We start from the raw sequence: 20,450 nt of genomic DNA on the forward strand, positions 1-20,450 counted from the left end.
CGGGTCACAGCGGGATCGCGCCGATCAATCCGCCGACGACGAGCATCGCGAGCGAGACCAGTGCGGCGCGCCAGAGGACCTGCTTGTGATGGTCGGCGAGGCTCACTCCGGCGAGAGCGACCAGCAGCAGGATCGCCGGGACCAGCGGGCTCTGCATGTGGAAGGGCTGGCCGGTGATCGACGCCCGAGCCATCTCGGTCGGATCGATGCCGTATTCGGCCGCGGTCTTCGACAGAACCGGCAGCACGCCGAAGTAGAACGCATCGTTGCTCATCAGGAAGGTGAGCGGGATCGACAGGACGCCGATCACCACGGCCATATGCGGTCCCATCCAGGAGGGGATGCCGTCCGCGAGCCACCGAGCGATCGCGTCGACCATTCCGGTGCCGCTGAACACGCCGGTGAGCACGGCGGCCGCCAGCACCATGGCGACTACCGAGACGATGCTCGAACTGTGCCGGGTGATCGCCTCCTGCTGATCCTTCAGATGCGGGAAGTTCACTGCGAGGGCGATCGCGGCCGCGATCATGAAGAGAACCGGGATCGCGATGATGTCGGCGCCGAGCACGGCCAGCAGCGCCACCGTCAGCGCCGCGTTGACCCAGAACAGCTTGGGACGAAGAGTGGTCCGGGTGGGATCGAGGACGCCGGTGAGCGCCGAGTCTCCGTCGTTCGCGTCGTCCGAACCCCACGAGGAATCGGCTGCCGGCGTTCCGACAGCTTCGGCGGCGGTGATCGAGGCAGAGCCGCCGGTAGGCATGTCGTCGCGTCCGGCCCCGCGCGATGAGGCGAGCACCGATTCCCGGATCTCGATCCGCCCGATGCGGCGGCGCTCCAGCACACCGAGGTGGAATGCGAACGCGAAGACCACCAGCATGCCCGCCGCCAGCGCCGGAAGCATCGGCAGGAACACCGCGTTCGTATCGATCTTGAGGGCGGTCGCGGCGCGGGCGGTGGGGCCGCCCCAAGGCAGGATGTTCATCGTGCCGTTCGCGAGACCGGCGACCACGGTGAGCACGACCGGGGAGACGCCGAGCTTCAAGTACAGCGGGAGCAGCGCGGCGGTGGTGATGATGAAGGTCGTCGATCCGTCACCGTCGAGGGAGACGACGGCTGCGAGAGCCGCCGTGCCGACCACCAGGCGAGCGGGATCGTTGCGTACCAGTCGGACGATGAAGCGCACGATGGGGTCGAAGAGCCCGACGTCGATCATGAGTCCGAAGAAGATGATCGCGAAGAACAGCATCGCGGCGGTGGGGGCGAGGTCGGCGATGCCGTCCTTGATCATGTCGCTGACCCCGAGTCCGGCACCGGCGAACAGGGCGAACGCGACCGGGACGAGAATGAGCGCGACCACCGGTGTCGCGCGTTTGGTGATGATCAGGAACATGAAGGTGGCGACCATCGCCAACCCGAGCGCTACCAACATTGCGTGCTCCTTCGTGCCGTGAAGTTCCGGAAGGTCGTGTGACCCGCCACTTGAGCACTCTGGTCGTAACGTGAATCACAGTCGAGGTTGTGTGCGTTAGTCGCCTTTCGCGCATTGTGCGCAGGGCCCGTACAGCGCCGGCGTCGAACGCGTGGGCCTGTGGACAGCGGCCTGGGAGACGTCACGGTGCCCCGATAGCCTGTGACTCATGCGCGACGACAAACTGCTCACCCGGATCGGCGGTCTCCTGCGGCAGGCGGAGGGCACGGACAACGAGCACGAGGCGGAGGCGTTCATGGCGGCCGCTCAGCGGCTCGCGACGGCGGCCTCGATCGATCTCGCGATGGCCCGGGCGCACGATCCCGCAGCCAGGAAGGCCGCCGCGCCGATCACCCGGCAGATCGAGATCGGCAAGGCGGGCAAGCGGGGACTGCGGACATACGTGCAGTTGTTCGTGCAGATCGCACAGGCCAATGATGTGACATGCGACGTGGCGTCCAATTCCACCTTCGTGATCGCTTACGGCTTCGAGACCGACATCGACGCCTGCGAGGCGCTGTACACGTCGCTGGTGATTCAGATGGTGGCCGCGAGCGATGCGTACCTGAAGTCGGGGGCGTACAAGGGGGAGACTGCCAGGCAGATGGTCACCAAGACCGCGGGCTACCGCCGTCGACGTGTGGTCGAGGAGAAGGCGCTCTCGCCGATCACCGCCCGGCTCAACTTCCAATCGGCGTTCGCGGCACGGATCGGCACCCGGCTCCGCGCGGCGCGCGACGAACAGCAGCGGGAGACGGTGCGCATCGAGACCGAGAGCGGCCCGGCGCGCTCGGCCTCCTCGGCGGTCGCGCTGCGGGACAAACAATTGGAGATCAAGGACTTCTACCGCTCCGAATCGAAGACCCGCGGAACGTGGCGTGCGAGCAGTGCCACGGCCGGGTACTCTTCGGCCGCGCGCCAGGCCGGCGACCGTGCCGGCCGGCGCGCGCGCATCGGCGCCGACCGGGAGTTCGGTGCGCCGCGCGGCGCGCTCGAATCGTGAGCCGCGACCAGACGCGCCGACGGCTGTACGACGCCGAGCGCCTGGTGTTGCGGATGTTCGAGCGGGCGGGCGGCGCGCATACGGTGCAGCTCGCCGGCACCGAACTGACGTTGCCCGCGGAGGCGAGGTTCGGCTCGGTGGACGACGTCTCCGCGTACGCCCGGCGCGTTCTGGCCCTGCCGTCGGTTCGGGCGGAGTTCACTCGGGCGATCGTCCCGGTCCGGGTTCGGACGAGACGAGGCGAACGTGCCGCGCACTACGAGCGGGCGACCGCGACCATCGCCGTCCCGGACTCGGCCGGCGGTCGCTGGGCACTGCGGGAACTCGTCGTCCTGCACGAGTTGGCGCATCACTTGGACGAGGTGGGCGCTCCGGCCCATGGTCCGGCGTTCGTCGGAGCTCTGATCGGGCTCGTCGAGCGGGTCCTCGGGCCCGAGGCAGCGTTGGTCTACCGCGTCGTCTTCGGCGACAGCGGACTGTCGGCGCGCTAACCCCGCTGCGCGGTCGCGGCGACGATCGGCACCGGGGCGGCACCGAGCTCGCCGTCGGTCTGGAAGGTCAGGTAGCTGGGCTTCGCCGGGTCCAGGACCAGCTGCTGACGGCGCCCGCGGGCCTTGATCAGGTCGGGGACGATCGTCAGATAGCGCGGCAGGCTCGCCGCGTACACGTCCACCCGCAGACGGTGGCCCGGGGCCAGGACCGCGTCCGTGGGCACGAGGTCGACGTCGATGCGGACCGGCTCGTCCGCGGGAACGGGCAGCCGGCGTGACCGCGTCAGGTAGTGGTACGCGTCGAGCAGCACGCCGTCGTCGGTGTAGGTGGACCGCGACGGGTCGAGCGCGCGGTTGGAGGCTGTGAGTGCGCCGTTGGTCAGCACGGTCGACGTCCCGTCGGGTGCGACGTCGTTGACCGTCACGGCCCAGATCCCCTCGTGCGCCGTCGTGGAGACGTTCAGACGCAGATTCATCTCGCCGGAGACCTGCGTCGGCCGGTCGACCGGCTCGCTGGTGAACGACAGGGCCGCCTCCTCCTGGAAGCGGGCATCGGTCGCGAAGCTGTCGCCGAGCACGATGGCCGCGCCCGCGGTCACCTGCGCGAGATCGCGGGAGACGAATCCGCGCAAGCTCGGCCGGATCCGCAGGGAGCGGCGCCGGGAGGCCGGTGAACTGCGCAGCGTGCCGTCGTGTTGCGCGTGCAGTGCGGTTCCGGTGGGCCCCTCGGTCAGGAACAGGCGCCGCGGTGCCACCTCCTGCCGGGGGAACGACGGTCCGCACGACCACGCGCCGCCCTGCTGTTCCAGGGTCACCGGTCCGTAGGCGTCGACTCCGTTCTCGACGCCCTTGAGCCAGCGGTCGAACCACGCCCGCTGGAGGACGTCGAGGCGGGGCGGTGCGAACGGGCGCTCGTGACCGAACCCCGGGTCGAGGTGGTAGCCGTCGGCGATGAGCGCCTGCTTGCGTCCGGGCTCCATCTGCAGCTTGGAGTAGACGCGCGTGGCACTGCGGCCGAAGAGATCGTGCCAGCCGCCGACCGTGAACGTGGGACACACGATGTTCTCGATCGCGGGATCGCGCTCGGCGAAGTACGGATCGTCGAAGATCCGGTCGTCTCGAGCGGTCAGGAAGCCCCACATCAGCGACGGCATCTCCGTGGCCGGAGACTTCACGCGCGCCGACAGCCACCGGTACGCGTCGCCGCGCAGCACGTCGGCGACGGCGGTGGCCGGGTTCGGCAGCCACTTGAGCCCGTTGACCAGTGCCAGCCACAGCGGGATGAAGGCCGACGGCATACCGCCGGTGATGTAGATGTCGCGGACCACGTCCTCGCTGCCCTCGACGGCGAAGACGGCTTTGAGTTCCTCGGGGCGGTGTCCCGCCGTCTGCAGGGAGTTGATGGCCGAATACGACCATCCGGTCATCCCGACGCCGTCGGCGTACCAGTCCTGAGCGCTGATCCAGTCGATCACCTCGAGGCTGTCCTGCTGTTCGCGGGAGCCGAGGATCTGCCATTTGCCGTGCGAGGTTCCCGTTCCCCGGACGTCCACCAGGACCTGTACGTACCCGGCGCGCACCAGATTCCGGTTGATGCCGAAGACGTCCCACAGCCCCTTGGAGAAGGTGCGCGTGATGCGCGTGGCGCCGGCGAGCGGCCCCTCGTCGGCGACCATCATCGCGCTGGCGGTCTGGACGGTCTTGCCGATCACGGGAGCGTGCAGTGCGTGGTCGAGCCCGTCCAGCACTGCCCGGTTATAGGGATTCATGTTGAGGATCGCCGGCAGGGGAGTGCGGATCGGCTGACCGAACCGATTCGCCGGCCGGACGAGCGTGGCGCGCAGGGTGACCCCGTCGCTCATGGTGAGACGAATGCTGCGGTCGATGTGAACGCGCGGATAGGGCTTCGGCCCGTCGACGGCTCGACGCCATTCGAGGCCGGCGACTCCGCCGGCGGCATCGCGGTAGTCGGGTGCCGGGATCAGAGCCGGACGTTCCTGCGGGACTGCGAATCCGCTCTGCCCCTCGGCCAGGCCGCCCAGGTCGTACTGAAGCGTCATTCTCACGTCCCCCCTTTGCATTCGTCACAGTGCGGGCTGGAGTCGGCCCGAGCGCATCGGTGTGGCGTGAGTCACGCGGGCGTCCTCCCTAATCTAAAACGATGCACAGCCAGATCGTTAATCCGGGGTTGCCGAACCGGTGTGCTCGCTTGACCCGATCGTGACCGAGACAGCCGCCTCGAGCAGGATTCCGGCCGAGATCTGAACGGAGAGATCCCGTTCGGGGACGCTCGACGACTTGACTGCGCCGCCGATCCTCTGCGCCGCGGCGCCGGTCGCGTCCGGCAGACGCGCCGGCCTGTGCCAGTCCGGTCCGAAGACCGGCAGTCCCTGCGGGTCGGTGGCGCGGTTGTCCCACGCGGCCTGTGCCGCGGTGAGGACCAGTCCCGCCGCCGCTGAACGCAGTTCGCCGGCGCCCGCCGCCTCACGGGGAAGGTCTGTCGCGACCAGTGCGAGATAGCGGGCGAGGATGCCGGCGAAGAGGCCGCCGTCCCCGCCGCCGGCGCCGCGAATCACACCGTCGACGGTCATGCGGTCGCCGACTGCTCGCAGGATCCGGTCGATACGGTCCAGGTGCACGGGTGAACCGGTGAGGCGAAAGGCCTCGGTCTCGGCACCGAGGGCGACGCCCTGGCAGTAGGTGAAGACCGTTGAGTCCAGCTCACGCGTGCCGTCCGGTCGGGACCACACGCCGTCGGCGATCAATCCCGACGGCAGGCGCAGTTCGCGTTCGATCCAATCGGCCATCTCCACGGCACGGTCGGGTCGGCCGGTGCGGGCCAGCAGAATCGCGGCCGGACCGTTGGCGGGGGTGTTGAAGAACGAGTCGGTGGTCCGCCAGGGGATTCCGCCGCCGAGTTCGGGTGACCACGCGTCGTGCATCCTGTCCCGCAGCGTGTGCAGCGCCCGGCGGTGCGATGCGCCCGCGGTGTCGTGCAGATGGCGACCGGCGCGTTCGAGAGCCAGGCCCAGCCACGCCATGTCGTCGTAGTAGGCATTGGTCCAGTGCGCGACGTTCCGCACCCAGATCCCGCGCAGCAGCGCCGCGGCGTCGTCGGCGCAGCGCCGGTCCTCCCGGTGGACGGCGCCGTCGACGAGCAGGTCCACCAGATGGGCCTGCCACCAGTAGTTCCATGACGCTGTCAGGCGCTCGCGCGAGAGCGGTCGTCCGGGCATCGGCCAGGCGACCCGGCCGATGCGGGTGAACGGCAGCCAGCCGCCGACCCGGCGAAGGTGGCGAGCGGCGATCGCGGATTGTGCGGCGGCGGCTCGGTCCTGTGCCTGCACCTCGGCCGATTTGGAATCGGGGCTCATGCCGGTTAGCCTATTAGCCGGTGCAATGAGTCCGACGAGGTCGGACACTTTGCGTCAGTTCAACCAGAGACCGTTGGTTGTCGGAAGTGTTTCCGATCGAAGGCCCGATGCGAGTCGGCGGCCCACGCAGGATGAACGTGGTGAGACCATCTCACGGCCTTTGTGCCGTGCTATGCGCGCCCCGTGCCTCCTGCCCGGGGCGTTTTTCATTTCTCGCGGACCCCTCGTCGAGCGCCCCCGCCTCCCACCGCATTCTCTGGACAGAGGTGCCCCGGTACGCCGGGGCACGACGAATGTGACACGAGAGGAGGCGAAGTATGGCTAAGGCTGACAAGGTCTCTGCAGTTGCAGAGATCACCGAGCAGTTCAACGGTTCCACCGCTGCTGTGATCACGGAGTACCGCGGACTGACGGTGCCGCAGCTCCAGGAGCTGCGTCGCTCGCTCGGCGAAGGCGCTACCTACTCCGTCGCCAAGAACACCCTCGTCAAGCGCGCCGCTGCTGAGGCGGGCCTCGAGGGTCTCGACGACCTGTTCTCCGGTCCGACCGCGATCGCCTTCATCGAAGGTGAGCCGGTTGTGGCCGCCAAGGCGATCAAGACGTTCGCCAAGGACAACAAGAACCTGGTCATCAAGGGCGGCTTCATGGACGGCCGTGCGCTGTCCGTGGCGGAGATCGAGCAGATCGCCGACCTGGAGACCCGTGAGGTCCTGCTGGCAAAGCTGGCGGGCGCCATGAAGGGCAACTTGGCAAAGGCCGCAGGGCTGTTCACCCAGCCCGCATCGCAGGTCGCGCGGCTCGCCGCGGCCCTGCAGGAGAAGCAGGAAGCCGGCGGCGAAGCCGCGTAGCTCACTGCACTCTCCACTTCGGCTCCGGCCGATCACCCATGAACCAGCCTGCGACGCAGGCGCCCCCGTTCCGGCGGGGATCTAACGGAAGGACGCCATCATGGCGAAGCTCACCGCTGACGAGCTCATCGAGCAGTTCAAGGAACTGACCCTGCTGGAGCTCAGCGATTTCGTGAAGAAGTTCGAAGAGGTCTTCGAGGTCACCGCTGCCGCTCCGGTCGCCGTCGCCGCCGCCGGTGCTCCGGCCGCCGCTGCCGAGGCCGCTGCCGAGCAGGACGAGTTCGACGTCGTTCTCGAGTCGGCCGGCGACAAGAAGATCCAGGTCATCAAGGTCGTCCGCGAGGTCGTCTCGGGCCTGGGCCTGAAGGAGGCCAAGGATCTCGTCGAGGGTGCCCCGAAGGCTCTCCTGGAGAAGGTCAGCAAGGAAGACGCCGAGGCTGCCAAGGCCAAGCTCGAAGAGGCCGGCGCTTCGATCTCGCTCAAGTGATCTGATCGACGATCACGAGATCGCCGCATAGGCGATCGCCGAGGCGGGGCTCGCAGGGATACCTGCGGGTCCCGCTTTCGTCGTTCTCTCAGGCGGTTGTCGAGACGGCCGAAGTGGCCGCCGGAGCGGCCGCTGAACGACCCCAGGGCGGGCGGTCTTCGCCCGAGGCGGGCCGGGGGCCGGGCCGGCATCGCGGGCCACTGAGGGGCCGCTGGGCACACTTTCCGCTGGTGTGACGGGTATCTCGCTTCAGATCGGCGTTCGCTTTGGACCACGCCGCTTCTTTGGGTATTCTCAGGCCACCAAGATGTTACTAGCGGATACAGCAACTTCGGAGCAGAGTTCGGCTCCCGACTCCGAAGTGTGACTTGAACCTCTGGTGCGTTAGAGTGACCGCAGCCACAGCCGTCCCAGGTCGGTGGCTGCGAAGACTCTGTAGGGGGAGCGAGGCGCCTCGCCTCACCTACGTGGTACCTAGAAAGGTCTGGAGGAACACTGTGGGTGTTGAGGTCAAGGTCGAGGGACTGACGAAGTCGTTCGGCTCACAGAACATCTGGCGAGACGTCTCGCTGACGCTGCCCGCCGGAGAGGTCAACGCCCTGCTCGGTCCGTCCGGTACCGGTAAATCGGTCTTCCTCAAGACGCTGATCGGCCTGCTGCATCCCGAGCAGGGCTCGGTCATCATCGACGGCACCGACATCACCGAGTGCTCCGCCAAGGAACTCTACGAGATCCGCAAGCTGTTCGGTGTCCTGTTCCAGGACGGCGCCCTGTTCGGCTCGATGACGCTCTACGACAACATCGCCTTCCCGCTTCGTGAACACACGAAGAAGAAGGAAGACGAGATCCGCCGCATCGTCATGGAGAAGGTGGAGCTGGTCGGTCTCGCGGGCGCCGAGGGCAAGCTTCCCGGTGAGATCTCGGGCGGTATGCGCAAGCGCGCCGGCCTGGCCCGCGCACTGGTCCTGGACCCGGAGATCATCCTCTGCGACGAGCCGGACTCGGGTCTCGACCCGGTGCGAACCGCATACATCTCGCAGCTGCTGATCGACATCAACGCCGAGATCGACGCCACGATCCTCATCGTCACGCACAACATCAACATCGCCCGCACCATTCCGGACAACATCGGCATGCTGTTCCGCAAGGAACTCGTCATGTTCGGCCCGCGCGAGCAGCTGCTCACCTCGGAGCAGCCGGTGGTCAAGCAGTTCCTCTCCGGCGACCGGTTCGGTCCCATCGGCATGTCCGAGGAGAAGGACGAGGCGGTCGCGGCGGCGGAGGCGGCAATGCAGGCCGCGGGTATCTCCGGCGGCGGCACCAAGGACGACTTCTCTGAGATCATCGCGCAGGTGCAGCCGAACCCCGGCATGCCGGTGCGCAAGGCGGCCATCCGCCACCGCGCGAACGTGCTGGCCATGCTGCCCTCGCTGCCGGAGAACGCTCAGGCCGCGATCCGCGCGTCGATCGCCGAGGAGGACGAGCGCGCCGCGCAGTCCCCCGAGTCCGTTGCCACGCTCGTGGCCCTCGCCAACACCGACTTCAGCGACCCCGCGGCAGTACAGGCCGCGCAGGACCAGGCTGACACCCAGGTGATCGAACGTCCGACCGACGTTCTCGCCACCGCGGCTGACGATGCTCAGACGCAACCGATCGATACCGCTGCGATCGAGACCGCCGTCAACCAGTCTGATGGACAGGGGAGTACCCAGGCATGACGAGTGCCACCTCGCGTGGCGTCGACAAACTGGCGAAGGCCGGTGAGGGCGCGCTTGCCCAAACCGGCAATATCGTCCAGTTGTTCGTCGACGTCGCCCGCCAGCTTTTCGTGCGGCCTTTCCAGTTGCGCGAATTCATTCAGCAGGCCTGGTTCATCGCCAGCGTCACGATTCTGCCGACCGCGCTCATCGCGATTCCGTTCGGCGCCATCGTCTCGCTGCAGACCGGCTCGCTGATCAAGCAGCTCGGCGCCGAGTCGTACACGGGTGCGGCGTCGGTGCTCGTCGTCGTGCAGCAGGGATCGCCGCTGGTGACCTCGCTGCTCGTCGCGGGAGCCGCTGGCTCGGCGGTCGCGGCCGATCTCGGCTCACGGACCATCCGTGAGGAGATCGACGCCATGGAGGTGCTCGGCATCAACCCGGTCCAGCGGCTGGTGGTGCCGCGCGTGCTGGCGATGGTGCTCGTCGCAGTCCTGCTCAACGGCCTCGTCGCCGTGGTCGGCATCGGCGGTGGCTACTTCTTCAACGTGGTCGTGCAGGGCGGTACGCCGGGTGCGTACCTCGCCTCGTTCGGCGCGCTCGCTCAGTTGCCCGACCTCTACATCTCGACGCTGAAGGCAGTGATCTTCGGTGTGATCGCGGGTGTGGTCGCGGCCTACAAGGGCCTCAATCCGAAGGGCGGCCCGAAGGGCGTCGGTGACGCGGTGAACCAGTCCGTCGTCGTGACCTTCCTGCTGCTGTTCTTCGCCAACCTGATCATTACTGCGGTCTTCCTGCAGATCGTTCCGCCGAAGGTAGGTTAGTGATGACTCGTGGTGTGACGATCGCCAAGAGCCGGCCGGAGTACCTGCTCTACGAGACCCGCAAGCAGCTCGGGCGTCCGCTCAAGCTCCTCGACGGCGCCGGCGAGCAGATGTCGTTCTATGCGCGCACGCTCGCTTGGATCCCGCGGACCCTGGTGCACTACACCCGAGAGGTGATGCGCCTGCTGGCCGAGGTCGCCTTCGGTTCGGGAGGTCTGGCCGTCATCGGCGGCACGGTCGGCGTGATGGTCCTGATGTCGGGATTCACCGGCGTCGTGGTCGGTATGCAGGGCTACGCGGCCCTCGACCAGATCGGTTCGCAGGCACTGACCGGCTTCTTGTCGGCGTACGTGAACACCCGTGAGGTGGCACCCCTGGTGGCCGGTCTCGCATTGTCGGCGACGGTCGGCTGCGGCTTCACCGCTCAGCTCGGCGCCATGCGGATCTCCGAGGAGATCGACGCGCTCGAGGTGATGGCGGTGCCGTCGATTCCATTCCTCGTCAGCTCCCGGGTCATCGCCGGCTTCATCGCCGTGATCCCGCTGTACGTGCTCGGCCTGATGGCCGCCTACCTCGCCTCGCGCGTGGTGAACACGGTCTTCAACGGTCAGTCGACCGGTTCGTACGACCACTACTTCAATCTGTTCCTGCCACCCGTCGACGTCCTGTGGTCGTTCGGCAAGGTGCTGATATTCGCGTTCGTCATCATCATGATCCACTGCTACTACGGCTACTTCGCCAGCGGCGGGCCCGCCGGCGTGGGTGTGGCCGTCGGTCACGCCGTGCGAACGGCGCTGGTGCTGATCGCGGTGATGGACTTCTTCCTGGGCCTGGCGATCTGGGGTACGACCACGTCGATCCGAGTGGGAGGTTAGGAAACGTGGGGACGCTCAAACGCAGGCTCCTGGGCCTGTTGTTCTTCGTCGTCGTCATCGGTCTGCTGGCGGTCTCGGTGCTCAAGTTCCGGGGGACGTTCGACGACTATTCGACGGTGACGCTGCGTACGGACAACGCGGGCAACTCGCTGGTCAAGAACGCCGACGTGAAGGCCAACGGGGTGGTCGTCGGCTCGGTGCGCAATGTGGACGTGGAGCCCGGCGGCAAGGTCAACGTCGAACTCGGCATCAATCCCGACCAGATGCACAATCTCCCCGACGGCACCACGGCCCGGGTGCTCCCGAAGACACTGTTCGGTGAGCGGTACATCGCTCTGCAAATCCCGGAGAGCTCGGACGGCGGCACGCTGAAGGACGGATCGGTGATCCTGACCGACCCGAAGGGCAACTCGCAGGAGGTCGAGGATCTCTTCGACGCGCTGCTCCCGGTCATCAAGGCGATCCCGCCGGAGGACCTCAACGTGACGCTGAGCGCGATCTCGCAGGCGATCGGCGGCAAGGGCCACCAGATCGGCGAGATCGTCGATCGGCTCAACACGATCTTCACGCGGGTCAACGCGAACATGACCGATCTGCAGGGCACCATCCGCGGACTGGCGTCGTTCTCGCAGACCTACTCCGAAGCGGTGCCGGACATCATCGACGCGCTCGACAACCTGCGCATCACCGGTAACACCGTGGTGGAGCGGCAGGGCGATCTTCGGTCGACCATCCAGACGCTGAGCGTGGCCGCGGTGGACACGACCAAGTTCCTCAAGGCCAACAAGAAGGACATGCTGAACCTGTTCATCGACTCCGAGCCCTTCCTGAAGGCTGCGGCGCGCCAGTCGCCGACCTTCGGCTGCATGTTCCACAACTTCGCCACGATCGTCCCGAAGGTGGGCCCGATCGTCGGCAAGGGCACCGCCAACCCCGGCGTCCACGTGAACCTGCAGTTCGTGAACCCGCGCGGCCGGTACCTGCCCAACCAGGACGAGCCCCGGCTGCTGTGGGTGGATCCGCCCGCCCGCTGCTACGAGCCCGCAACCAACGGCCGCCCGTTCCCGCAGTACCCCGGCGGCGGTGTTCCCGACGGCTCGTACCAGCCGCCGTCGCGTAACCCGGGTCCCAAGACCTGGCCGGATCTGCCTCAGCCGCAGTTCAGCGGCACGCCAAGCGGCACCGTGTCGGAGACCGACTACCAGCGCCAGATGCAGGTGCTCTACGGGGCGTCGTCGGGTGTGAGCCCGGAGCAGGTGCCGCTGTGGGTGACCTCCATCGGTGCCGGATCGCTGCAGGGAGCGCAGGTGACCGTCAAATGAGAGGCGTCGTCGCACCCCTGGTGAAGCTGATCATCTTCGCCCTCATCACGATCTTCGCCACCGCGATGCTCGGTCTGACCATCGCCAACGCCGGCTCCGGCGGCAAGGCGAGCTTCAAAGCCGTGTTCGACGACGCGGCCATGCTGAACCCCGGCGACGATGTGCGCATCGCGGGCGTCCGCGTCGGCCAGGTCGAGAGCGTGGAGATCACCGACCGCAACAAGGCGCTCGTCGGATTCAGCGCCGACCGTGATCGGCTGCCCAAGGGCACCCAGCTGTTCATCCGGTACCGCAACCTGACGGGACTGCGTTACATGGCGCTGGAGAAGGGGCCCGGATCGGCGAACGACACCGTCGGCGCCGGATACACCTTCACCAACTCGCCCACGCATCAGAGCACGCACGACGCGGTGAACCTGACCGAGCTGTTCAACGGCTTCCGTCCGCTGTTCAAGCAGATCACCCCGGAGGACATCAACAAGCTCGCCGAGACCATGATCAAGGTCTTCCAGGGCGACATGGACACCACCATCGGCGACCTGATCAGCGACACCGCCGGACTCACCAACGCCCTGGCCGACAAGGACAAGGTGATCGGAGAGATGATCACCAACCTGACCAAGGTGCTCAACACGGTGAACCGGAACGACGACCAGTTCACCAGCCTCCTGGTGAACACCGAGAAGCTCATCACCGGGCTCGCGGCTCAGCGCGGGTCGGTGGGATCGGCGATCACGTCGGTGTCGAACCTGACCACGGTGACCGGTTCGATCCTGAGCAAGACGCGACCGGCCATCCAGGGCGACATCGCGGGGATCAAGTCGCTGTCGGACCAGCTGAACTCGCGCGACGACGACATCGAGAAGGCGCTGACCAACCTTCCGGTCAAGCTGCAGAAGATCGGCCGGGCCGCGACCTTCGGCTCCTGGTTCCAGTTCTATCTGTGCGGCATCGACGTCGTCGCGGGCAACGGTAAGTCCACCCTGCTGACGCAGCCGGTGGTGCCGCTGCCGAACATCAACCACGTCCTCTACACCAGCGCCGCCACGCGATGCTGGCGCGACATGAAGCCCGGGGGGTGAGCATGACCGACCGACAGAACACACCCGACGGGCAGCCGGAAGTTCCGACGACGCCTAAGAAGAGCCGACGGTTCGCCGGCCGACGGAGTGCGACGAGCATCGGCGCACTCGGTCTGCTGATCCTGATCATGGCCGCGGTGTCGTCCTTCTATCTGAAGGACCTGCCGCTGCTGGGCGCGGGAGCGCGCTACACCGCGCAGTTCTCCGAGGCCGCCGGGCTCAAGGCGGGCAACGAAGTCCGTGTCGCCGGCGTCAAGGTGGGCGAGGTGACCGAGGTCGCGCTCGACAACGACAAGGTCGACGTCACCTTCACCGCGAACAACACCTGGATCGGCAACCAGACGCAGGCGTCTATCCAGATCAAGACGGTGCTCGGCCAGAAGTACCTGGCGCTGAACCCGCGCGGCAGCGAACTGGCCGACCCCCGGGTCAAGCTCACCGACACGGTCGCGCCGTACGACGTCATCGAGGCCTTCGGTGACGCGGCCGATCAGATCGAGAACGTCGACACCGACGAGGTCGCGAAGTCGCTGCGGACGCTGTCGGCCGCCTTCTCCGGCACCAACGCCGACGACATCAACTCGTCGTTGACCGGCATCTCGCGGCTGTCGAACACGATCGCGAGCCGCGACCAGGAGGTGCAGCGGCTGCTGAAGGCGACCAAGGACGCCTCCAAGATCCTCGCGGACCGGAACGAGGAGTTCACCCGGCTGATCGCCGGCGCCGGCGTCCTGCTCAAGGAACTGAACAACCGGCAGAAGAGCATCTCGGCTCTGCTCGCGAGCACCACCACGCTGAGCAAGTCGCTCAGCGGCATCGTGAAGGACAACGAGGCGCAGATCGGTCCCGCACTCGATTCCCTCAAGGGCGTGACCGACATGCTGACCAGGCAGAACAAGAATCTGCGCGACACGATCACGTACATGGCGCCGTTCTACCGCGTCTACGCGAACGTGCTCGGCAACGGTCGCTGGTTCGAGGCGACGGTCACCAACCTGCTGCCGCCCGCACTGCCGCAGCAGAACACGACCAGGCTGCCGAACATGACTAAGAATCTGAACAACGGTGGAACGGGGGCCGGCGGATGACGGAGTCAGGTCAGACCTCCGGTCTGTTCAACAAGCGCAACATCGTCTACGGCGCACTCGGTCTGGTGCTCGTCCTCATCATCGCCGCAGGCGGCTGGTGGGCGTCGACCCTGATCGGCACCACCAAGGTGCACGCCACGTTCACCAGCGCGGTGGGCATCTACAAGGGCAGCGACGTCCGGGTGCTCGGCGTCGACGTCGGCAAGGTCACCGACGTGACCCCGCGCGGCGACGTGGTCGAGGTCGACATGCGGGTGAACCGCGGTGTGAAGCTCCCGGCCGATGTCAAGGCCGTGCAGATCATCCCGTCGATCGTCGCCGACCGCTACGTGCAGCTCACCCCCGCCTACTCGGGCGGGGCGCAGGCGGGAAGCGACGTGACGCTGTCGACCAAGCAGACCAAGGTGCCGGTGGAGATCGACGCGATCTACGCCAACCTTCAGAAGCTGTCGAAGTCGCTCGGACCCGAGGGCGCGAATCAGAACGGTGCCGTCACGGACTTCGTGGACGTCTTCTCGAAGAATCTGGACGGCAACGGCGCGAAGCTGGGCGAGGCGATCACGAACCTGTCCAAGGCCGCGGGAACGCTGTCCGACGGCAGCACCGACCTGATGAGCACGATCCGCAACCTGAACGTCTTCGTGGGTGCGCTGAAGGAGAACGACGCGCAGGTCCGGCAGTTCAACAGCCAGATGGCCTCGTTCAACACCTTCCTGGCCGGCGAGCGCGACCAGCTGGGCAAGGCGCTCGACAGCCTGTCGTACGCGCTGGGCGATGTCGCGACGTTCATCTCCGACAACAACGACAAGATCGGTCAGGCCGTCCGCGACCTGCAGCCGACGGGTCAGGCGCTGCTGGACAACAAGGATCACCTGCTCGAGATCCTCACCGTCCTGCCGGTCACGATCAGCAACCTGATCAACGCCTACGACGCGGAGTCGGGCACCGTCGCGATGCGCGTCAACATCCCGGAGTTGCAGGACCCGCTGGCCGCCGGCTGCCGGTTGCTCGACTTGGGCAAGCTGCTGCCCGGCAATCCGATGGCCGTCGACTTCAGCCGCAAGCTCGCGCCGCTGGTCAACAACTGCAAGAACGTCGCCACGCAGATCACGAAGGGCGTTCTGGAACCGGTGCTGCCGGTGCTGCCCTTCGGAATCATGAGCGGTGACAAGGAGCAGAAGAACCCGGCACCGGGTACCGTCCCGGGCAATCCGGACCCGAGTCTTCCTGGAGGACAGCGATGAAGGTGAAACTGTCGACGCGAGCCCGCGTCGCCGGTATGGGTGCCGCACTCGCGACCGTTCTCGCGGTGACCACCGGTTGCTCCGGTATCCAGTCGGTACCTCTGCCGGGCGGTGTGGACGTGGGGTCGAACCCGCGGACCTACAAGGTGGTGTTCAACAACATCCTGGACCTGGTTCCGCAGTCGGTCGTGAAGATGGACGGCATTCCGGTCGGCCAGGTCACCAAGGTGGAGGTGCCCACCGGTGCCTGGGATGCGCTGGTGACGATCAAGGTCAAGAACAGCGTCGATCTCTCCGACGAGGCCTCGGCCTCGGTCCAGCAGACCAACCTGCTCGGCGAGAAGTTCGTGGCGCTGTCCGAGCCGCAGGGCGTGACGGCGCAGACGCCGCGTCAGCCCGAGTCGGAACCCATCCAATCGGACCGCACCCGCACCGTCACCGATATCGAGCAGTTGCTCGGCGCACTGTCGATGCTGCTCAACGGCGGCGGCATCAACCAGCTCGAGCCGATCATCACCTCACTGAACGAGGCGCTCGGCGACCGGCCGAACACGGTGCGCTCGCTGCTGAAGCAGTCGGAGAAGTTGATCGACAGCCTCAACAAGCAGCGCGACGACATCATCAGCGCGATCGACGGCGTCAGCAAGCTGTCGGCGCGTGCCAATCAGCAGACGGCTCAGATCGAGCGGATCCTGAACCAACTGCCTGCGGGTGTGAAGGTGCTCGAGGAGCAGCGCCCGCAGTTCGTTGACCTGCTCACCAAGCTCGACGATCTGGGCCAGGTCGGCACCGACATCCTCGGCAAGGCGCACGATCAGATCATCACCGACCTGAAGGCGCTGCGCCCGATCCTGTCGGAGCTCGCGAAGTCGGCACAGGACGCGGTCACCGCGTTGCCGCTGATGCTGACCCATCCCTTCCCGGACGATCTGCTGCCCGGTGTGCACGGCGACTCGACCAACCTGTTCGCGACCCTCGACCTCCGGCTGCTGAATCAGCTCGAAGCGCTCGGCGTGGGACAGGGCAAGCCGGTGTACCAGGCGCCGACCGTCAGCCCGCCGAAGATCGACCCGAACAACCCGTACATCAACGGCAACGGACCCCGCTGGGGCTGGCCGACGATCTCGCTGCTTCCGCCGGCGGCCAACTCGCGGAAGGGTCCGAACACTCCTCCGTCGGGTGGCACGTACCCGATGAATCCGTCGTCGGGGACCGCCCAGAGCAAGTCGGGCCAGAAGAACTCGGTGCAGAAGAAGTCGTCGGACAAGAAGGCTCAGTACTCGCCGATGCCGTCGGGAGACGAGAACTTCCTGGACGGGCCGCTGCGGATGCTCGGAGGTGGTGACCAGTGACCAGTCGTCTCGTCAAGATTCAGCTGATCGTCTTCGTGGTGATCGGTGTGCTGGCGATCGTCTACGTCGGTGCCAAGTACGCCCGGCTCGACAAGCTGGTCGGCGTCTCCACCTACAAGGTGACCCTGCACATGCCCGACGCGAGCGGCATCTTCACCAACGCGGAGGTGACCTATCGGGGAGTGCCGGTGGGTCTGGTCGGTGACATGAAGATGGTGCCGAACGGCGTGGACGTGACGCTGGACATGAACTCCGGCGCACCCAAGGTCCCCGCCTCGGCTCAGGCGGTGCTGGCGAACCGATCGGCGATCGGTGAGCAGTTCATCGACCTGCAGCCCAAGACGAGCGCGGGGCCGTACCTGGAGAACGGATCGCGCATCCAGGGCGCCGAGACGCCCCCGAAGCTGCAGGACGTCATCGCCGACACGATCAGCCTCACCAAGACCATTCCGGTCGATCAGCTGAGCAGTGTGATCCGGGAACTCGGCACGGCGTTCAACGGCAAGGGCGAGGACCTCACGCACTTGATCTCGTCGCTGGACAAGCTGTCGAAGGACGGCGTCCGGAACATCGAACCGATCACGCAGCTGCTGCAGAACTCCAATGTGGTGCTGTCGACGCAGGCCGACCAGTCCGACGAGATCCTCGCATGGTCGAAGAATCTCGACCGGGTCTCCGCCCAGCTGGTGAGTTCGGATCCGGCGATCCGCCGCATTCTGACGAACGGCCCGCCGGCGGGCACCGCGCTCTCGACCTTCCTGCAGGACAACGGTGCGGATACCACCAAGCTGATCCATCAGCTCGGCGGAACCGTTCACGCGGCGGCGCCGGCCTCGTTCGCCACCGGTGCCACCTTCGCGATGCTGTCGGCATTGTCGGCGGGCAGCCACAGCGCCGCTCCCGGCGACGGCCAGATCCACTTCGGCATCGTTCTGGAGACCGGCAACCCGGTGAGCTGCACCAAGGGCTACGAGAGCACGTGGGCGATGATCGCCGAGATGAAGAAGCGCAACCCGAACTTCGACGTCAATTACGACGATTTCCCGTTCAACACGAAGGCCAACTGCAACGTGCCCGAAGGGAACCCCACGTCGGTTCGCGGTGCCAACCGCGCCGCGCTGGCGAATCCGTACATCGCACAGCCGTGGGACAACACGCCGAAGAAGGATCCGGACAAGTTGAACCTGAATCCGCTCGCGACCCAGCTGGCCGCTCTGATGGGTGTGCATCCGAAGTGACGCCCGGCCGATCCGTCGCCGTCTCCGCGGCGGCGACGGATTGGCACGGCGTGCCTCGCGATGACTACAGTTGCGCTCGATGACACACGAAGACACCAGCCAGCCGCAGGACGAACCGGTGGACGCCGCGACGTCCGGCGAGCCTCCCGTCGCGTCCGAATCCGCTGAGGCGGACACCGTCGAGGTGAAGTCCGCTGAGGCAGAGACCGCTGAGGCAGAGACCGCTGAGGTGGAGACCGCTGAGGCAGACGTAGACGACGCTGCCGAGGACGACGCCGCTGCGGACGACGCAGCCGCGCCGAAGCGTCCCCTGCGGTTCTGGTCCCGGTGGTCCAGCGGCACCGAGGAGGCCGACACCGACGACGCGTCCGCGCGGTCGCCCTTCGCCTCCTTGGCACTGGCTGCCGCGGTCGCGGCACTCATCGCTGCGGTGGTGTGTCTCGGGTACTTCGGCTACACGGGGATCCGCGCATACACGGTCGACTCGGAGGCCGATCAGCTCCGCAACGAGTCGGTCGATGCGGCCGAGCAGGCCGTCCTCAACATCACCGCGGTGGACCCCAAGGACACCGCGGGCTGGAAGAAGCGTCTGGAGTCGTCGCTCACCGGAGATGCCCTCAAGCAGGTGAACACCGGCGTCGTGGCCGACGTCGAGCAGCGTGTCGCGGCCTCCGGGGGACAGGTCGGCAAACTCGAGTCGCGTATCACTCGCAGCGCCACCACGGAGCTGAGCACCGACGACGACACCGCCACCGTTCTGGTGTTCGCGAACGTCGCATCGACGATCCCCAATCAGCCCGTCGCGCAGCAACAGATGGGCTTCCTCCTGACGATGGTCGACGTCGACGGTGTGCGTAAGGCGACCAAGGTGGTCGCGCTGAACCCGATCGACTACACCGACACCGGCTCCGGGGTGTCGACCGCGCCCGGCCAGGGCACCGCGGACCAGTCGCAGGACTCGCAGCCGCAGGAGGGTGGAAACTGATGGCCGGCGGACGTCCGAACAAGCCCGGTTCCGGAAAGCGGACACCGAAGGTCGCGGGCCGAGCGGCGCCGCGCGTCACGGTATCGAGGCCGGTTCAGGCCGACACAGACGAGCAGATGCAGCACTCGACGGTTCCTACCGAGCCCGTCGATACCGCCGGACCCACCGTGTCCGGTGTGGAGCGCAAGCGCCAGGTGGCCGCGCAGAAGGCGGCCCGGGAAGAGGCCGCCGCCGCTGCCCTGAACCAGGGGCGCCCCCCGCGCGACACCTCGTCGACACTCCGGCTCGCGGCGATCACCGGGGCCGTCGCCGTCGTACTCGGTGTCATCGCCACCGTCCTCGCATTCCATCCCGGTGTCACCGTGAGCGACAACCGTGCGTTCGTCGACCAGCGCGAGACCGACAAGGTGCTCAGCCAGGCGCGGGCCGGCGCGTGCGCGCCCTTCCAGTTCGATTACAAGAAGCTCGACCAGTGGGCCGCGTCCACCCGCGACACCTTCACCGGTGGAGCGCTCGACCAGTTCGAGACCTTCTTGAAGACGAACCGCAGTGTCATCGAACAGTCCAAGACGGCGTCGGAGTGCCGGATCGACGCTCTCGGCCTGTCGGACCTCACCGATGATCGCGCGGTGGTGGTCGGCACACTGATCGTGAGCACCTCGCGGGACGGCGTGATCGCCGACTCCCAGGTGCCGCATGTCCAGTACGCCTTGACCAAGGACGATGACGGGAATTGGAAGATCAGCGAAGTCGGACAGTTCTGATCGAGGGCGCTGAACAGGCTTTTCTGACCGATTCGGCGCGTTTCGCTTGACGTGACAGCCTCGGCACGTCACGCTGTCACAAGTTGATTGTCTCCAGGTAGGCAGCCGTCGACAATCATTCTCCGGCAGGGGTATACCCATTGCCATAGATATCTGATACAGTTGGACGTTGCGCTGGCTGCCTCCTGTCCGCTGATCGATCATCCTTCCAGCCCTCCCTCCGGGGACGGTTCTCGGGTGTGATGTTTGTGCAGGTCGCACGACCACCGCAGGCCACCATGGCCACGCACCGAGAAACTTCGTGTTGG

General features: G+C 66.7%; 18 protein-coding genes. 15 read left to right on the forward strand and 3 right to left on the reverse strand.

Annotated features, from left to right (window positions below):
- Nucleotides 1-4: 4 nt before the first annotated feature.
- Complete coding sequence (locus P5P27_RS01890) at nucleotides 5-1,429, reverse strand: CitMHS family transporter (RefSeq protein WP_045538059.1); 1,425 nt, start codon at nucleotides 1,427-1,429, stop codon at nucleotides 5-7.
- Nucleotides 1,430-1,637: 208 nt separating this feature from the next.
- On the opposite strand from P5P27_RS01890, the gene P5P27_RS01895 reads away from it, so the two are divergent.
- A complete protein-coding gene (locus P5P27_RS01895; protein WP_278126124.1) occupies nucleotides 1,638-2,471 on the forward strand; it encodes a DUF2786 domain-containing protein in 834 nt (277 codons plus the stop codon).
- Nucleotides 2,465-2,962: a TIGR04338 family metallohydrolase gene (locus tag P5P27_RS01900; protein ID WP_039866641.1), complete on the forward strand. Its 498-nt coding sequence runs from the start codon at nucleotides 2,465-2,467 to the stop codon at nucleotides 2,960-2,962. The genes P5P27_RS01895 and P5P27_RS01900 overlap by 7 nt, the downstream gene beginning before the upstream one ends.
- Here P5P27_RS01900 and P5P27_RS01905 read toward each other — a convergent pair.
- A complete protein-coding gene (locus tag P5P27_RS01905) occupies nucleotides 2,959-5,022 on the reverse strand; it encodes a CocE/NonD family hydrolase (protein WP_045536578.1) in 2,064 nt (687 codons plus the stop codon). The two genes, P5P27_RS01900 and P5P27_RS01905, sit on opposite strands and share 4 nt — an antisense overlap.
- Nucleotides 5,023-5,139: 117 nt before the next feature.
- Nucleotides 5,140-6,336, reverse strand: coding sequence for a glycoside hydrolase family 76 protein (locus P5P27_RS01910; RefSeq protein ID WP_045536580.1), 1,197 nt, complete (start codon nucleotides 6,334-6,336; stop codon nucleotides 5,140-5,142).
- 317 nt (nucleotides 6,337-6,653) lie between these two features.
- Here P5P27_RS01910 and rplJ point away from each other — a divergent pair, with 317 nt between their 5' ends.
- The 13 genes from rplJ to P5P27_RS01975 all read left to right on the forward strand — a co-directional run bounded on the left by rplJ (nucleotide 6,654) and on the right by P5P27_RS01975 (nucleotide 20,142).
- Nucleotides 6,654-7,184: a 50S ribosomal protein L10 gene (gene rplJ, locus P5P27_RS01915; RefSeq protein WP_006894397.1), complete on the forward strand. Its 531-nt coding sequence runs from the start codon at nucleotides 6,654-6,656 to the stop codon at nucleotides 7,182-7,184.
- A 100-nt stretch (nucleotides 7,185-7,284) separates the two neighbouring features.
- Nucleotides 7,285-7,671 carry a 50S ribosomal protein L7/L12 gene (gene rplL / locus P5P27_RS01920; protein ID WP_006894398.1) on the forward strand — a complete coding sequence of 129 codons (387 nt, stop codon included), beginning with the start codon at nucleotides 7,285-7,287 and terminating at the stop codon, nucleotides 7,669-7,671.
- A 497-nt stretch (nucleotides 7,672-8,168) separates the two neighbouring features.
- Entirely contained in the window at nucleotides 8,169-9,389 is a 1,221-nt protein-coding gene (locus P5P27_RS01925; protein ID WP_006894399.1) for an ABC transporter ATP-binding protein, read from the forward strand.
- Nucleotides 9,386-10,192, forward strand: coding sequence for an MlaE family ABC transporter permease (locus P5P27_RS01930; RefSeq protein WP_006894400.1), 807 nt, complete (start codon nucleotides 9,386-9,388; stop codon nucleotides 10,190-10,192). Before P5P27_RS01925 ends, P5P27_RS01930 begins: the two co-directional genes overlap by 4 nt.
- A 2-nt stretch (nucleotides 10,193-10,194) precedes the next feature.
- On the forward strand, nucleotides 10,195-11,067 hold the full coding sequence (locus P5P27_RS01935) for an MlaE family ABC transporter permease (RefSeq protein WP_039866591.1): 873 nt from the start codon (nucleotides 10,195-10,197) through the stop codon (nucleotides 11,065-11,067).
- 5 nt (nucleotides 11,068-11,072) lie between these two features.
- On the forward strand, nucleotides 11,073-12,389 hold the full coding sequence (locus tag P5P27_RS01940; RefSeq protein ID WP_006894402.1) for an MCE family protein: 1,317 nt from the start codon (nucleotides 11,073-11,075) through the stop codon (nucleotides 12,387-12,389).
- On the forward strand, nucleotides 12,386-13,471 hold the full coding sequence (locus P5P27_RS01945; RefSeq protein WP_006894403.1) for an MCE family protein: 1,086 nt from the start codon (nucleotides 12,386-12,388) through the stop codon (nucleotides 13,469-13,471). The genes P5P27_RS01940 and P5P27_RS01945 overlap by 4 nt, the downstream gene beginning before the upstream one ends.
- A 2-nt stretch (nucleotides 13,472-13,473) precedes the next feature.
- Entirely contained in the window at nucleotides 13,474-14,559 is a 1,086-nt protein-coding gene (locus P5P27_RS01950; RefSeq protein ID WP_006894404.1) for an MlaD family protein, read from the forward strand.
- Entirely contained in the window at nucleotides 14,556-15,803 is a 1,248-nt protein-coding gene (locus P5P27_RS01955) for an MCE family protein (protein WP_006894405.1), read from the forward strand. The genes P5P27_RS01950 and P5P27_RS01955 overlap by 4 nt, the downstream gene beginning before the upstream one ends.
- Nucleotides 15,800-17,155, forward strand: coding sequence for an MCE family protein (locus P5P27_RS01960; RefSeq protein WP_006894406.1), 1,356 nt, complete (start codon nucleotides 15,800-15,802; stop codon nucleotides 17,153-17,155). Before P5P27_RS01955 ends, P5P27_RS01960 begins: the two co-directional genes overlap by 4 nt.
- Nucleotides 17,152-18,393, forward strand: a complete 1,242-nt coding sequence (locus P5P27_RS01965; RefSeq protein WP_006894407.1) for an MCE family protein — start codon at nucleotides 17,152-17,154, stop codon at nucleotides 18,391-18,393. Before P5P27_RS01960 ends, P5P27_RS01965 begins: the two co-directional genes overlap by 4 nt.
- Nucleotides 18,394-18,472: 79 nt before the next feature.
- Entirely contained in the window at nucleotides 18,473-19,378 is a 906-nt protein-coding gene (locus P5P27_RS01970; protein ID WP_278126134.1) for a hypothetical protein, read from the forward strand.
- A complete protein-coding gene (locus P5P27_RS01975; protein WP_278126135.1) occupies nucleotides 19,378-20,142 on the forward strand; it encodes a hypothetical protein in 765 nt (254 codons plus the stop codon). Before P5P27_RS01970 ends, P5P27_RS01975 begins: the two co-directional genes overlap by 1 nt.
- Nucleotides 20,143-20,450: the final 308 nt, after the last annotated feature.

Origin of the sequence: Gordonia sihwensis, from assembly GCF_029632925.1 — a bacterium.
Lineage (GTDB): Bacteria > Actinomycetota > Actinomycetes > Mycobacteriales > Mycobacteriaceae > Gordonia > Gordonia sihwensis.